Origin of the sequence: Photorhabdus akhurstii, from assembly GCF_019090985.1 — a bacterium.
GTDB classification, from domain to species: Bacteria; Pseudomonadota; Gammaproteobacteria; order Enterobacterales; family Enterobacteriaceae; genus Photorhabdus; species Photorhabdus akhurstii.
Window position 1 is genome coordinate 1009354 of sequence record NZ_CP020335.1, and the last position, 16063, is coordinate 1025416.

Consider the following 16063-nt stretch of genomic DNA (forward strand, 5'->3'; position numbering starts at 1 on the left):
CTGTTACACCTTTTCGATGTTGACCAAAAATGCCTTGTATTCCGGTGTATGCGCGTTGGCGTCACCGACGGAAGGTGTGAGAGTATTTGCCAGAAAGCCTTTCCGGGTTACTCCGGCAAAACCCCAGTGACAAGGAATACCAACAGTTTCAACTTGCTTACCGTTAATGGTCAGTTGCTGAATTCGCTTGGTGACAACCGCTTTGGCTTTGATAAAACCGCGTTTGGAAGACACTTTGACTTCATCACCCTGAACAATGCCTTTTTCTGCCGCCAACTTTTCACCGATTTCAATAAATTGTTCGGGCTGAACGACGGCGTTAAGTTGGGCATGTTTTGTCCAGTGACGAAACAGCTCAGTGATGGAATAGGTCGTTGCGACATAAGGGAATTCGTTGGCTTCTCCCATATAAGCAATGTCGGAACTAAAGATCCGCGCAACTGGGTTGGAGATAACATTCGGATGAAGTGGATTGGTGCCGATCGGTGATTCAATCGGTTCATAATGTTCAGGGAATGGTCCATCAGCCATTTTATCGATGGAAAAAAGGCGGGCTACCCCTTCTGGTTGCATGATGAACGGCCCGACGCGGCTTCCCGGTTCAGCATTGTTGTAATCAACAACATCAAAGCCATGCCATCTATTGCCATCCCATTTAATCAGTTCACGATTTGGGTCCCAAGGCTTGCCTTGTGGATCAACTGAAGCTCGATTGTAGAGTACTCGGCGGTTTTGCGGCCATGCCCACGCCCAACCCGGCGTACAGCCCAGCCCGGATGGATCGGCGTTATCACGGCGCGCCATCTGATTGCCTTGTTCGGTCCAACAACCGCTGTAGATCCAGCATAAGCTGAATGTGGAACCATCATCTTTCAGTTGAGAGAAGCTGGAAAGTTGCTGCCCTTTTTTCAGAATGATATTGCCGTCTTCATCTTTAATATCAGTTAATGCTTTACCATTGGCTTCACGGGCAACTTCTTCCGGTGTCGGATCTTCCGGGTTTTGATAATCCCATGACAGATTCATAATAGGCTCCGCGTAAGCACCACCTTCTTCACGATAAAGTTTGCGCAGACGTTGCAGCAATTTGCCAAGAATTTTACCGTCATGCAGCGCTTCTCCCGGCGGCTGTGCGCCAGCCCAGTGCCATTGCAGCCAACGGCCTGAATTAACAATCGATCCATTTTCTTCGGCAAAGCAGGAGGAGGGCAGGCGAAAAACCTCAGTTTGAATATCAGCCGGATTGACATCATTCATCTCGCCGTGGTTTTGCCAGAAGTTAGAAGATTCCGTGATCAACGGGTCGATCACCACCAGATATTTTAATTTAGCCAGTGCTCTGCTGGATTTATTTTTATCCGGGAATGCCGCTAATGGGTTAAAACCCTGAACGATGTAGCCGTTCATTTTGCCTTGAGTCATTAACTCAGCTTGCGCCATGATATCGTAGCTTTTATCCCATTTGGGCAGCCAATCGTAACCCCAGTCATTTTCTGCGGTAGCGTGTTCGCCCCAGAAACCTTTTAATAAGCTGATAAAGAAATTTGGCGTGTTTTTCCAGTAGTTCACCTGATTGGGAACCAAGGTTTTTGGTGTTGTTTGCGCCAGATAAGTTGCCAGATTCTCTTGTTTCTCATTTGGCAGAGGCAGATAGCCGGGCAGATTCAGTGACAGCAAACCAAGATCACTGTAACCCTGAATATTCGAGTGACCGCGCAATGCGTTAACGCCACCGCCCGGCATGCCTACGTTTCCTAACAGTAACTGAACCATTGCCGCGGCGCGGATAATTTGAGCGCCGCCGGTGTGGTGAGTCCAACCCAGTGCGTAGAGAATAGTTGCGGTACGATGGGTTACGGCGGTAGTTGCCAGTTGGGAACAGATATGGAGGAAATCGGCTTTTGACGTGCCGCACAAATTGGAAACTTGTTCAGGGGTATAGCGTTCAACGTGATTTTTCAGTAGGTTCCAGACACAGCGTGGGTGAGATAGCGTGCCATCCCGTTTGGCATACCCCTGTTCATCGGTTTCGTAATGCCATGAGGATTTATCATAGCTCTTGGTATCTGGATCAAAGCCGCTGAATAGGCCATCTACAAACTGATAATCTTCTCGAACAATCAAACAGGCATTGGTGTAAGCCTTAACATATTCGAATTGGATTTTGTTGTTGAACATCAGATATCGGATCACGCCCAGTAAGAACGCGGTATCTGAACCGGCACGAATCGGCGCATAGAAATCGGCTACAGCAGCACTGCGATTGAAGCGTGGATCAACCACAATCACTTGAGCGTTGTTCTTAATTTTTGCTTCAATAACCCACTTGAAACCGACTGGGTGTGCTTCAGCGGCGTTTCCCCCCATGATCAGAACAACGTTGGCGTTTTTGATATCTACCCAGTTATTGGTCATGGCGCCTCGGCCAAACGTTGGTCCCAGGGCGGAAACCGTTGGGCCGTGGCAAAGGCGCGCCTGACAATCGATAGCGATCATGCCTAGCGCGCGGGTGAATTTCTGGTCGAGAATACCGGTTTCATTACTGGCTGCGGAGGAGCAGAGCATACCCGTTGTTAGCCAGCGGTTAACGGTGACGTTGTTTTCATTCTTCTCAACAAAATTGGCGTCACGGTCATCTTTCATCAAACGGGCAATGCGTTCAATCGCTTCATTCCAACTGATGCGTTGCCATTTATCCGAACCAGGAGCTCGGTATTCGGGGTAATGAAGGCGGTTTTTACTGCGAATATAATCGAGTACTCCGGCTCCTTTCGGACACAACGAGCCTCGACTGACTGGGTGATCGGGATCACCTTCGATATGAAAAATGTTCTCTTTGGCATTTTTTGCACCATCACCTAGGCTGTACATTAAAATGCCACAACCAACGGAACAATAGGTGCAGTTATTACGAATTTCACGCGAGCGCAGTAGTTTGTACTGACGAGTTTCAGCCAGCGCAACGGATGGAGCAAATCCTAGCGCGGCGGCTGTTGTTCCCGCCATACCTCCCGCGCAGATCTTGAAGAAAGCTCTTCTGCTGACCTGCATCGGTCTTCTCCTTATTTTTTGAATGACGACATTGCTTTACTTTTGATGCAATAACACGTTGAGGAATCAAGCGAAATTGCCTTCATAGCCCGGCTCGTTTGTCAATCAAAACACTCCTGGGTATCAAGGAGAACCCACTGCATTGATGAGTTGTAAACTACCTGAGGTTATCAGCCAATAATAGCACCAGTCAGTTTCTGAGAAACCTCTTATATAAATTGACAAGAGGCGCCCATTGGGAATGGGGCCTCTTATTGTGGGAGTTTAGCAGGAAAAAAAATGATTTCAGGGCAGCTGGTGGAATGGTTATTTTAGCTATCCGCAATTGTGATAATTAAATATCGAGTCGTTTAGTTTGCCATTTTTTTGATTTCCAACGCCAGATGTTAGTCAGCCCACGCAGCCATTCATCACAGAAGAAACCGATCCAAATACCTAAAATGCCCATTTCCATTTTGATCCCCAAAAAGTATCCCACTGGAATAGCAATACACCACATAAAGAATATTGCCGCATATAGTGGGAAACGGGCATCGCCGGAAGCGCGTAATGCGTTCACCATAACGATATTTGCGGTACGGATTGGCTCCAGAAAAACGGACAGCAAGAATAGCGGTAACAACAGCTTGATAATGGCTTCATCTTGCGTCAGGAAATGCAGAATCGGCATTCTGAACAGCCAGAAAGCGGCGACCACGCCAATAGTGACGATACAGCCAATTTTCAGACTATTAAGGCCACGAATATAAGCATCTTCAAACCGCTTAGCGCCGACCAGATGGCCGACCATAATTTCGTTGCCAATGCTGACAGAAATGCCAAACAACATCACAAACAGCGATAGCTGGAAATAGAGAGTTTGTGCTGCCAATGGAATTTCACCCATCAGTCCAATGAATGCTATGGCTGCCATATATTGCAGTATCCATACCAAGTTTTCCCCTGCTGCGGGTAAACCGATATATAAGATCTTGCCCAACATACTTTTTGACCAGCGCAGGAAACCGGCCAGCGTAAATTTGATCCGCAGGCCATAACTGAGCAGGCAGAATAGTAGGATCACGGCGACAATCCGGCCAAAGACCGTAGACCAGGCAACCCCTTCCAGACCATATTGAGGTAATCCGAAGAAACCATATAGGACGATCATATTACCTAGTACTGTCAGCAAGTTAGCAATCAAAGTAACATACATTGCCGCTTTCGATTTCCCATAAACCCGCAAACAAGCAGCCAGAATAATCGAAATTGCTTCGGGGATCAGACAGATGCCGAGAATGTGCAGATAGTTAAAGCCATCTTCCATCAGATGTTCCGGCATATTCATGATCTGCAAGAGCTTATAGCCGAAGAAGATAGTAATCAGTGCACAGCTAAACCCAAGCAAGAAGTTGAATGCAATAGAAATATGGATCGCCTGGCTGGCTTTATCCCGTTTTCCTGCGCCAATATATTGAGCAATGACAACACTGCATCCAACACTGATAAAGTTGAAGATAGTGATAAACAGATCAAATACCTGATTACCTACAGCCATAGCAGCCAGATAAGAAGTAGAAACATGGCTCACCATATAAGTGTTAATTAATAAAGTGGCCAAATGAAGGAGAATATCAATAAAAATCGGCCAGCTTAATGAAAAGAGCGAACGCTCAGTAACATCAGTTTGATGCATTTGAAAAACCTGCTTATTGAAAAAGGTAAATGAATTATTTCTTGAGATGCCGCGTACTCAGGAAATATCTAAACATTGTACATGGTTTATTTATCCGTTAACAGAGATGAAATAAAGAAAGATAAAAAAATGAATTCTGTAATTGGATTTGTTCTGCCTGAACAACTCTTTGTGGTACGAATTAAATAACGAAAAACGAGCATCATAAGGGGAATGATTGGCAGTAAATATCAGTGTTGCTATTTGTCGGATATGTTAGCGAAATTGATAAATTTTTGCCGAATATGTTGTACAGGGTGGATGTGGAATCTGAGAACCAAATGGTTTTGTCATTGTCGAATAAGGTTGCTAAATTTAGCGCCTATTTTTTCTGCTGTGGATGCGTATACTGTGGCTAAAGCATTATTAATACATTTAGTGAGTATAGTGTATTTGTTGTGAGGAAATGTAGATCAAAAAGTAAATGAATTTGATTGTAAATAATTAAGATATTTAAATGATTTATTGAATTGGTAAAAAATTTAAACGCCAATTTTTAAAAATATTTTATATAATTTCTTTAATTTATTATTAGTATTTGTGAGATATCAACTGTGTAGTTATGGATATCTTAACATGCTTATTAAATCATTAGATAACTTTATTCAAATATTGTTTATAGTTTAATGTTGATGAATAATTTTATTGGGTGATGAGATTTTTATAATCTGGTTGTTCAATTTTTTTCGATAACTTAAATGATTTATCAACGAAGTGATAAAAAAATTTTTTCGGTTAAATTTTGCTCTATAATTAATTCAAAGGAGTCGAATATAAGGAAATGAAAATATACCATTCAGCGAGGTGATATGATGATAAATAGACTACAACACCAGTTACTTTGGGCCTTTTTAACGTTAACTTTCTTTTCTGCTTTTTCTACATCTATTCATGCTTGTATATTGTACCCGCACTTTCCTATATGTGCGGCAAAATGCGTTATTTTTTCATCTCATACTGCAACATGTATTATCGGTTCTCAAGCTCCTAATCATTTAACTTCTGATTATTCCATGCCTATTATATCGGAAAAAAATAGCTAATCGAGAGTGGAATTCTATTGATATTCAGTTAGCATAATTATTATGTTATGCGGAATTATACCTCTGTTTTTACCTATTTCCCGCCCTTTTGATATAGGGCGGATTTTTATTAATTTGATTTATGGTTTAAAAGTGGAGTAAATTGTAAGGTATATTTTAGCTATTAAGATACTATTTTTAATATTAATTGGCTAAGGCTATTTAAATTAATACGCCATTATATTTTCTATGAATTGGCTGAAACGTAGTAAATAGCCATCAGGATCTTGCACAAGAAACTCTCGTTGGCATGCGAGTATTTCATTAACACGGTAGTGATTATCTTTAACCTCTTGGTAGAGTTTGATGTTATTAACTTTTAAGTTGTGCAGTAAAGGCGCTAAATCATCAACTTCAATCTGAAAATTCACCCCCCTCCCAAGAGGATAATGTAATGAAGCTGTGTTCCAGCCATCATCATGTAACGCTTCAAGCATGAGTTGTGCTTCACCAAGCGCTAAGTAGGCAAAATCTGGATTATCTCGTCGAATAAGCAACTGGAAGCCGAGAATTCTTTGATAAAAATCCAGAGATAAAGAGAAGTCAGTAACAGTGAGTTCCGGGACCATTCGATTCCAATAGGGTTTATCTTGTTCCATATGTTATCCTATATTCAACAATATCTATTTTATTATATGAAAATAGATTAATTTTATCCAGAATGAGAATATTTTAGTTTAATGAATTAAATAGTAATAGATCTAATAAAGCTATTTTTTATTCCTGAAAAAACTTAGTAAATAATGCTATTAATTTTACGTTATTTAACTTGATTTTTTTAAGTTTCTATGGGGTGGTTTGCTGTGTTAATAATTTATTTAATTGATGGTGCTTAATTGCATTGTTATATTTATTAAACTAAATTTATTATCTGTTTTTCTTGTTGATTTATATGATTCATTAAGTTGAATTCATATGTAAAATTATATTTATGATATTTTTATTTTTGTGGAATTGGTCACGGATAATTTAAATATTATCTATATCTTAATAGTTGATTTTAATCAGGGAATAAATGCATTTTATGATTTCTATATTTTTACGTTATTATTTTATTTGTTCTTGTAATATGCAAGCATGGTTTAATGTCGATCACCGTATTTCTCATTTTTTCCCTGATTAGCTGTTCTGGTTATATTTAAAAATTAAATATTGTAATCACTACATTATTCTGGCGTATTTCTGGCTGTTCTTGGAAATTTGTCTGAATTATGCGGTATAGCCAACTATTGGATAAAAAAATATATATGAAACGTATTCCAGAACCTTTCCGTATTAAAATGGTAGAAAATATTCGCATGACTACTCGTGCCGAACGTGAAAAAGCGTTAGAAGAAGCCGGGTATAATCCATTCTTATTACCCAGTGACGCAGTTTATATTGATTTGCTGACAGATTCCGGCACTGGGGCAATGAGTGATCGCCAGTGGGCGGGGATGATGATGGGGGATGAAGCTTATGCAGGTTCCCGTAACTATTATCATCTATGTGATAAAGTTAATGAATTAATTGGTTATCAATATACTATTCCAACGCATCAAGGGCGTGGAGCAGAACAGATTTTATTTCCGACATTAATTGCCCGTAAAAAAGCGCAAGGTGGTGCAAAGCATCCGGTCTTTATTTCTAATTTCCATTTTGATACGACAGCGGCTCATGTTGAATTAAATGGCGCGAAAGCGATTAATGTCGTCACATCAAAAGCCTTTGATACAACCACTTATTATGATTGGAAAGGCGATTTTGATATTGATGAATTGAAAAAAACGATAGCAGAACATGGCGATGATAATGTTGTCGCGATTATTACAACTGTTACCTGTAATAGTTCCGGTGGTCAGCCTATCTCTATCGCTAATATGAAAGCCGTGTATGAGATTGCAAAGCAATATGATATTCCTGTGGTAATTGATTCAGCTCGTTTCTGTGAAAATGCTTGGTTTATTAAGCAAAGAGAAAAGGGGTACGAAAATAAATCCGTTAAACAGATCGTCAAAGAGATGTATCAATATGGCGATATGTTAACAATGTCGGCTAAAAAAGATCCTTTGGTCAATATTGGCGGTCTTTGTTGTTTCCGTGATGATGAAGATCTGTTTAATGAAGTGCGTACCCGCTGTGTGCCAATGGAAGGGTTTGTCACTTATGGCGGTCTTGCCGGGCGCGATATGGCGGCACTGGCAATTGGTCTTGAAGAGGGAATGAATGAAGATTATCTGGCATATCGTATTAATCAGGTGGCTTATTTAGGTGACAGATTAAGAGAGGCAGGTATTCCTATTCAATATCCAACCGGTGGTCATGCTGTATTTGTTGATGCTAAATTATTATTACCACATATTCCGGGGGAGCAGTTCCCGGCTCATGCTCTGAATAATGCATTATATTTGGAGGCAGGAATAAGAAGTGTGGAAATTGGCTCTTTGTTATTAGGTCGTGATCCGGAAACCGGAAAACAGAAACCATCACCAATGGAACTTTTGCGATTAACTATTCCTCGTCGTGTTTATACTAATGATCATATGGATTATGTTGTAGAAGCCTTTATTTCCTTGAAGGAGCGATTTTCTCAGATTAAAGGATTAACTTTTACTTATGAACCATCCGTATTACGTCATTTCGTTGCAAGATTAAAACCAATTAAATAATAATAAATATCGGGATGCTTCTTGTTGAAAAGCATCCCCAATTTTACTGCTTACTATATAAAGTAAAGCCACGCTAGGATAACGCATATGGCTACTTCGTCGATAGAAAAATCGTCTCCATCTTTATTTGGCGGCGCCATGATCATTGGTGGAACAATTATTGGTGCTGGCATGTTTTCTTTACCGGTTGTCATGTCAGGAGCATGGTTTTTCTGGTCAATTGCCGCTTTGATTTTTACCTGGTTTTGCATGTTGCATTCAGGGTTAATGATATTGGAAGCCAATCTTAATTATCGAATTGGTTCAAGTTTCAGTACCATCACGAAAGATCTGTTGGGCAATGGTTGGAATATCATTAATGGTATTACCCTTGCTTTTGTTTTATATATACTGACCTACGCTTATATTTCCGCTAGCGGCTCGATTATTCAACATGCTATGCGGGAGGTATCGATAGATTTTTCGCCTGGGTTTGGTGGTTTTTTATTTGCTTTTGTTGTGGCGTTTATTGTCTGGTTAAGTACTAAAACTGTCAGCCGGATAGCATCAATTATTCTTGGCGCTAAGGTATTAACTTTCTTTATGACGTTTGGCGGTCTGCTTTATAACATTAAACCCACGGTATTGTTTAATACAACTGAAGTCAATCCAACTTACTGGCCTTATGTATTAATGACTTTACCTTTCTGTCTGGTTTCCTTTGGATATCATGGTAATGTTCCTAGCCTGATGAAATATTATGGAAAAGATCCAGAGAAAATAAAGAGATGCCTGTTTATTGGCACATCAATGGCTTTGGTGCTTTATTTGATCTGGTTGATTGGAACAATGGGCAATATTTCCCGGCCTGATTTTGTCGAAATCATAGCAAAAGGGGGCAATATTGATGTTTTGGTGCAATCATTAAGTGGAGGATTGAACAGTTCAGCTCTGGGCTTATTATTAACTCTCTTTTCTAACTTTGCGGTTGCCAGCTCATTTCTTGGTGTCACGCTCGGGTTGTTCGATTATCTGGCTGATCTGCTTAAATTTGATGATACCAAGTTGGGGCGCTTGAAAACGGCAGTGGTGACATTTCTTCCGCCAATAGTTGGTGGAATGATTTACCCGAATGGCTTTATTCATGCGATAGGTTTTGCTGGCCTTGCTGCGACAGTTTGGGCGGCTATCGTTCCCGCATTACTTGCCAGAGCATCTCGTAAGCGATTTGGCAGCCCTATGTATAGGGTTTGGGGAGGTAATGTGATGCTCGGCTTAATTTTGCTATTTGGTGTACTGAATGCCATCGCGCATATCTTATCAAATTTTAATCTATTGCCGGTTTATTCATAAAAAAACTCCTGCGGTGGGGGCCGCAGGAGCCTGGTGTTGACGGAAATAAGCTCCGAAAGGGAGAAAACAAAGCAGGTGTATTTATGTTTTAATTTAGTTTGTTAACTCCTAACATTTTACAGCAAGGTTATTAACAGGAAGTTCTTATGGCTTCCCTTTAGAACACGAATAGTGAACTGCTTTAATTTCTTTTAGTACAACGTTCCAACAGACACGTCGTAAATTCGTCACTGATAGAACAATAGCATTAGAATGCCCTCTTTTGGCAACTTTTTGCCTAGTCATTAATTAGTTGTATATAATCTTTCAGTGTCAGTGTTGTTTTTGCAACAGTATTAGCGCTGATGCCAAGCCATCATTTGCCGGTATTCGTTGATCACCTGTTGGCAAAAGTCAGGTGAATTCACATGATGAGGGCTTTTAATTAGTTGTCTATTTTCCGTTTCTATCAATGTAGCTTCAAAAGCCTGGATAAATGCTTGATTAGCGTCAGGATTCCAGAATGGCCCATCTTTAATATCCAGAGCGGAAAAACCACCTTCTGGAATAATAAATTTTACTTTTCCCTCGCACTGATTGAGTTTTTCAGCGATCCAAATTCCCATTTGCCGATTCTCTTCGGGTATGGTGCGCATTAATGTTACTTGCGAATTGTGACGGTAAAATTGCCTGTATTTGTAGCGTTCTGGGATAGTGCTCAGATGACCAAAGTTCACCATATCCAACGCTCCGCAAGAACCGATATAAGGTATTCGCGTGCGGGCTATTGCCCCCAGACGGTCAGTATCACAGGCAAGAACGCCACCAAACAGATAGTCGCAAACTTCAGTGGTAGTGATATCCAGTAGACTGTGAAGCAAACGACTTTCGGCTAGTTTTTCCATTGTTTTGCCACCGCTGCCGGTTGCGTGGAAAACCAGACAATCATACTGCTGTTCCAACTCTCTGGTTAATAACTGTATGCAAGGTGTCGTCACACCAAACATCGTCAGACCAATAGCCGGTTTATCTTCAATATTGCTCTCTTCATGAAAATAGACTGCCCCTGCGATTTGGTTGGCCGCGTTTTTTAACACTTGGCGAGAGATACGGTTAAGACCGGATACATCTGTGACTGAATACAGCATGGATATATCGCTAACACCCACATAGCCAGAAACATCACCGGAGGCCATAGTAGAAACCATAAGTTTTGGTATACCTACGGGTAAAGATTGCATTGCCGGCGTGATCAGTGCTGTACCGCAGGAACCTCCCAGACCTAGGATTGCTAAAACATCAGTTTGTTTTGATAAAAAGAGATTAAAAGCAACTGACATCGCGGAAATGGCTTTCCCCTTATCACCACAGAAAACGGCTTCTTTACCTCGAGGGTGATGCTCTGCTACTGTTTGGGCCGTAATATCGGCACCTCTTTCCAGTGAGCCAGATTGAGTAGTCAAATCCACAGTTCGAACAGCAAGGCCAGCTTTTTTGATCAGATCCCTGACGTAGAAAATTTCTGCGCGCTTGGTATCAAAAATAGTAGCGATATAAACATAGCCTTGGTTTTTTTTCATTATAATTATGAATACTTCCCTGGTGCTGACTACTCATTCATGGACAGATTATAGTCAAGATGAGACTCAAGTATCACTGTTATATTATCAAATTGAGACTGTCATCTCATTTTATCCATAAATAGGCTGAATCAATTTGATCGTTTTGTAGATAGTTGAGTAGAGTGATGATAGCGAAAAAATATTTTAACCATAAGTGTTAATGTAGCGATTTTTACTGTGAAAGAGTTGTGGGGGATGATGGACTCGAAGACGAAAACTCATTTTACCGGTACTCGGAAAAAAACTTATACATTGTTAATAAATGTGGCGTTGGAACTTTTTGAACAGAGGGCGATACCTTCGGTTTCTGAATTGGCAATGCATGCTGGTGTTTCCAGGGCAACGGCATATCGCTATTTTCCGACTCAAAGTGATTTAATTGATGCAATTGTTGGCGCTAGCCTTGGGCCGATTCTTACCTGGAAACCGGCCAGTGAAAAAACTGAGGAGCGGATTATTGAGTTGTTGAATTTTGCCTATCCTCGCATGTTTCAACATGAAGGCGCGTTACGAGCAGCTCTGTTAGTTTCCTTGCAGCAATGGGCTCAGGGACGTTTATCTGAGGATAAACAGGAAAAGAAATTGGTTCGTGGGCATCGTAAAGATATCCTGGCAATGGTTGTTGAGCCATTAAAAGGGCATTTTCCGCCGGATACTTTGGAAAATGTCATTCGTGCTTTTTCCCTGATTTATGGTTCTGAAGTCTTTCTGGTGATGAAAGATATCTGGCAGATGGATAATGAAGAAATTATTGAGATCACTAAATGGATGGCAAAAGCAATTATTAATCAGGCGCACAGAGATTCTGAATTATAGTTATTCTTGATAGATTTTTCTGGCGTAGATATTTTGTCTGCTATTTCGTATAACTTGCGGTTATTCCTATGAAAAATATCCCTGTTTATGATGATGTTATTGCCGCTGCCCGGCGTATAGAAGGTTATGCTTACCGTACGCCGGTTCTGACTTCCCGTACTGCTGATGAAATGACTGGCGCTAAGTTATTTTTTAAGTGTGAAAACTATCAGCGAATGGGAGCATTTAAATTTCGTGGTGCTTTTAATGCGTTATCACAATTTAGTGACGAACAGCGCCGCAATGGGGTTGTGACTTATTCATCGGGTAATCATGCTCAGGCGATTTCATTGGCGGCTCGTATACTGAATATACCGGCGACAATCATTATGCCGTTCGATGCGCCTGCGGCTAAGGTAGCGGCAACCGAAGGTTATGGCGGTAAAATCGTTTTTTATGATCGTTATACGGACGATCGTGAACAAATTGGCCGGGAATTATCAGAAAGGCACGGGTTGACCTTAATTCCTCCTTATGATCATCCGCACGTTATTGCCGGGCAGGGAACCGCGGCAAAAGAGCTGTTTGAAGAGGTTGGGGGATTGGATGCGTTGTTTGTCTGTCTCGGTGGCGGAGGATTGCTTTCAGGGAGCGCGCTTGTTGCCCGCCATTTTTCTCCTGAATGTAAAATTTATGGTGTGGAGCCGGAAACCGGTAATGACGCTCAACAATCATTTCGTCAGGGAAAAATTGTTCATATCGATACGCCTAGAACCATTGCTGATGGGGCGCAAACTCGACATCTTGGGCAATATACTTTCGATATTATTCGAAAGAATGTTGATGATATTTTCACCGTTTCTGATGAGGAACTGGTGGAGACAATGTGTTTTTATGCGGAAAGAATGAAGATGATTGTCGAACCGACCGGCTGCCTGAGTTTTGCCGCTGCCCGCAAAATGTGTGAGCCATTACAAGGCCAAAGGGTAGGGATCATTGTCAGTGGCGGTAACGTGGATATTGAGCGTTATTGTGCTTTGCTGTCAAAACAACCTAAGACGTAATGAGCCATATAGAAGGGGGCTTTAATATTCACAAAGCTTATAATGTGTGTTTTGTAGTGTAATTATTATTCTTTAGTTATTGATTTGTTATATTTAAATATTAATTGTAGGGCTAATATTATATATTGGCCGCTACATATTTTATGTGAATATTTTCCTATGTTATATTCACATTGATACATGTTATATTAATCATATGCATCCTAATTAATTCTCAATCTATTTGGATGTATTGGATAATATATATTTTTTCTTCAACTTATGCCTAAGTTGGTAATAGAGAGCAAATATAAATTATCCTGGTGATTAATTTCATATTATTGAACTAATATGATGGCGGTAGCTATTATCTAATACGCCTACCTTAATAACATGTTTTTCATAACTTCAAACATAGGTGATTATATGACTACAGAAAATAGTATTGTTAATGATTTTAGTGGGAAAACGAAGACTCTTGGATGGGATATTATTGCTGCCTATGATAGAACTAAAATAAATATGCTGTTTGAACAGCAATATGTAAGAAAGGTGAGTGAAGGTACACATTTTTCTCCTATTTGCTGGGAAAGTGGAAATAAAAAGATAAAATTTGATAATTTGACGTTGGGAGTGCCGTTAATTTCCTTTGAAAATTCATCAATTGAAGATTCTCAGGCAACGGTAAAATTAAATTTTATTTCTGGTACGATAGTAGAACTTTATGATGATGGTAGAGTAAAGAATTATCAAAGAATTACACCGAATAATGATTACCATATGACGATAACCGTAAATTTGATTGCGGGAACAGGCTCTGTTGGTAATGATGGAAAAGTTGTTGTTGAGTTTAAAAAAGGAGATTTGAGTGTAGTCAATGTTATTGACGATGCGCCAGCAGAAGTAAAAGAGTTTTTCCGTAATTGGCTTAAAAATAATGATGTAACTTATGAGTTAGGTATTTTGAAGCTGGATAATACGGCTGGACTGGTTCCAAAAATGTTTAAAATTAGAACCCAACCTGCACCCGATGCTAATTTACGTAGTTCTGATAATTATGGTCATGGGGCGGTGTTGTTATTTATTGCAACACACTATAACCCTAACGGCGGAGTATTACCAACTAACTCAAGTAATTTTCCTTATTTGATACCGGATAATCGTTCTGCGATGCTAATTATCAGTAATAAGACACTTTTTGAGAATATTCTTAAACCGCAATATGAGAGTTTATTACCGAGTTCTACAGGAGTAGAATTAGAGCTGGTCAGTCTCAATAGTCAACAAAATGATTCAGCCAAATATTTGAATATAAAAAACGGATATTCTGAAAGTGATAAACCTGTACAATATGAAAAAGGATCTTATACAGTATGGACGGGATTGGTTAAATATAATGGTGCCACTAATATTTGGCCAGAGAAGGTGAAAATCCCTTATTCTGGAATGTATATTAAACCTGAGAGGGAAAAAATTATCTTTTCTGGAGTAAGTAATAATGGTCAATCTTATCATTTTGCTCAGCAAGTGGGTATTATGAAAGATGGCATACTTGGTTATTATGATAAATCGAAAATTGATTTCTATGTTGATGGATCGATAGATATTACACCTACAGTTATATCTAATGATGAAATTAAGTTGGAATCACATTATGGAATGGGTGTTAAATATGATGAACAAGGCCCATCTGGTTGGGGAAGTCTTATAGGCCCTGATTTTCAATCACAGTTTATTGATAAAACAGCGGAAATTGTTAAAGGCGCCGTTGAAACGGATTTAGCCAACGTATCTAAAATTAAGTTAAATAGTATAAGTCTATTTGCAGTTAATCACCTTCTGTTCCCTGAAAGCAATTATCTTGAGTTTGATAAGGTGTATGTGCCTGGGGATATGGTGCTATTTGGTGATATTTCTCCAACATCAACTGCTTTTAAAATCAATGATCTTCAATTAACTATGCCAGTGAAAACTAAGCATAAATTTACAACCAACACCAATGCAACGGTAAATTGGTCCATCACTCCAGCGGAATTGGGAAGTATTGATGCTAATACGGGAGATTATACGGCACCGTCTAAGATAAAAGGAAATAGTCAAATTGTGACAATTACTGCGACAGACTCAAGAACGAACGCTAAAGCTTCAGCGGTTGTCACTCTGTTGCCCTCTTCTGTATCGGTTAGTCCTTCTTTTGTTGTTATCAATGAGAATGATGTTAATAAGGAAGCCAATTTTACTGTTTATGGCAATAAGAAAGTGAATTGGAGTGTGGAAACGGGTACTGGCTATGGTGTTGTTGATGCGAATGGAAAATATACGCCTCCAGCTGCTTTCCCTGCCGGATATAATATGGTTACGGTGACGGCTGTTGCTGATAATGGCGATTTAGATAAAGTTAATATTTTGCTTATCAGTAAAAACACGAAAGGTGAGTTCAGGATTGATCCTAGCTATAATCAAGAGTTATTAACACCTGATGCCGTAATGAAGTTCTCTTCTGTCGGTAATGATTTGACTTCTCCAAGTGAATGGAGCCTCATGCCAGAAAGAGGAAATATTAAGGTAGGTGAACCAGAAGTTACAAAAGATGAGTTTGGTAATGACATCGAAAAGTATACTGCAACTTATACTGCGCCAAATGATATTACTCGTTCGGAAATTGTTTTACTCAGAGTGACACATAAAAATAAACCCAATCGTGCGGGCTATGCTCTGATTACACTGGAGCCGAAAATCAGTTGATAACTAACTGTTTTTAATAACCATCAGATGATGCAATAAACTTCTTATTCTT

10 protein-coding genes are annotated in these 16063 nt (G+C 39.9%); 6 read left to right on the plus strand and 4 right to left on the minus strand.

Annotation, left to right across the window (positions count from 1 at the left end):
* Positions 1 to 3 precede the first annotated feature (3 nt).
* The 3 genes from fdnG to B0X70_RS04370 form a co-directional block, all read right to left on the minus strand.
* Positions 4 to 3051 carry a formate dehydrogenase-N subunit alpha gene (gene fdnG / locus B0X70_RS04360; protein WP_217470964.1) on the minus strand — a complete coding sequence of 1016 codons (3048 nt, stop codon included), beginning with the start codon at positions 3049 to 3051 and terminating at the stop codon, positions 4 to 6.
* A gap of 334 nt (positions 3052 to 3385) precedes the next feature.
* Positions 3386 to 4726, minus strand: a complete 1341-nt coding sequence (locus B0X70_RS04365; RefSeq protein WP_036781683.1) for an MATE family efflux transporter — start codon at positions 4724 to 4726, stop codon at positions 3386 to 3388.
* A 1288-nt stretch (positions 4727 to 6014) separates the two neighbouring features.
* Complete coding sequence (locus B0X70_RS04370) at positions 6015 to 6446, minus strand: bleomycin resistance protein (protein WP_246593427.1); 432 nt, start codon at positions 6444 to 6446, stop codon at positions 6015 to 6017.
* Between the two features lie 425 nt (positions 6447 to 6871).
* Between B0X70_RS04370 and tnaC the strand changes: the two genes are divergently transcribed.
* The 3 genes from tnaC to mtr all read left to right on the plus strand — a co-directional run bounded on the left by tnaC (position 6872) and on the right by mtr (position 9827).
* A complete protein-coding gene (gene tnaC / locus B0X70_RS25895) occupies positions 6872 to 6970 on the plus strand; it encodes a tryptophanase leader peptide (RefSeq protein WP_181147885.1) in 99 nt (32 codons plus the stop codon).
* Positions 6971 to 7094: 124 nt separating this feature from the next.
* Complete coding sequence (gene tnaA / locus B0X70_RS04380; protein WP_217470965.1) at positions 7095 to 8495, plus strand: tryptophanase; 1401 nt, start codon at positions 7095 to 7097, stop codon at positions 8493 to 8495.
* A gap of 87 nt (positions 8496 to 8582) precedes the next feature.
* Positions 8583 to 9827, plus strand: coding sequence for a tryptophan permease (mtr, locus tag B0X70_RS04385; protein ID WP_217470966.1), 1245 nt, complete (start codon positions 8583 to 8585; stop codon positions 9825 to 9827).
* Positions 9828 to 10162: 335 nt separating this feature from the next.
* On the opposite strand, the gene B0X70_RS04390 is transcribed toward mtr, so the two are convergent.
* Positions 10163 to 11386, minus strand: coding sequence for a Tm-1-like ATP-binding domain-containing protein (locus B0X70_RS04390; protein WP_217470967.1), 1224 nt, complete (start codon positions 11384 to 11386; stop codon positions 10163 to 10165).
* Between the two features lie 237 nt (positions 11387 to 11623).
* On the opposite strand from B0X70_RS04390, the gene B0X70_RS04395 reads away from it, so the two are divergent.
* The 3 genes from B0X70_RS04395 (at position 11624) to B0X70_RS04405 (ending at position 16011) form a co-directional block, all read left to right on the plus strand.
* On the plus strand, positions 11624 to 12244 hold the full coding sequence (locus B0X70_RS04395; RefSeq protein ID WP_036808325.1) for a TetR/AcrR family transcriptional regulator: 621 nt from the start codon (positions 11624 to 11626) through the stop codon (positions 12242 to 12244).
* Between the two features lie 68 nt (positions 12245 to 12312).
* Positions 12313 to 13287 carry a threo-3-hydroxy-L-aspartate ammonia-lyase gene (locus B0X70_RS04400; RefSeq protein ID WP_217470968.1) on the plus strand — a complete coding sequence of 325 codons (975 nt, stop codon included), beginning with the start codon at positions 12313 to 12315 and terminating at the stop codon, positions 13285 to 13287.
* Positions 13288 to 13692: 405 nt separating this feature from the next.
* Positions 13693 to 16011 (plus strand): hypothetical protein, encoded by a 2319-nt coding sequence (locus B0X70_RS04405; RefSeq protein WP_105396046.1) that lies wholly within the window; start codon positions 13693 to 13695, stop codon positions 16009 to 16011.
* The last annotated feature ends 52 nt before the right edge of the window (positions 16012 to 16063 follow it).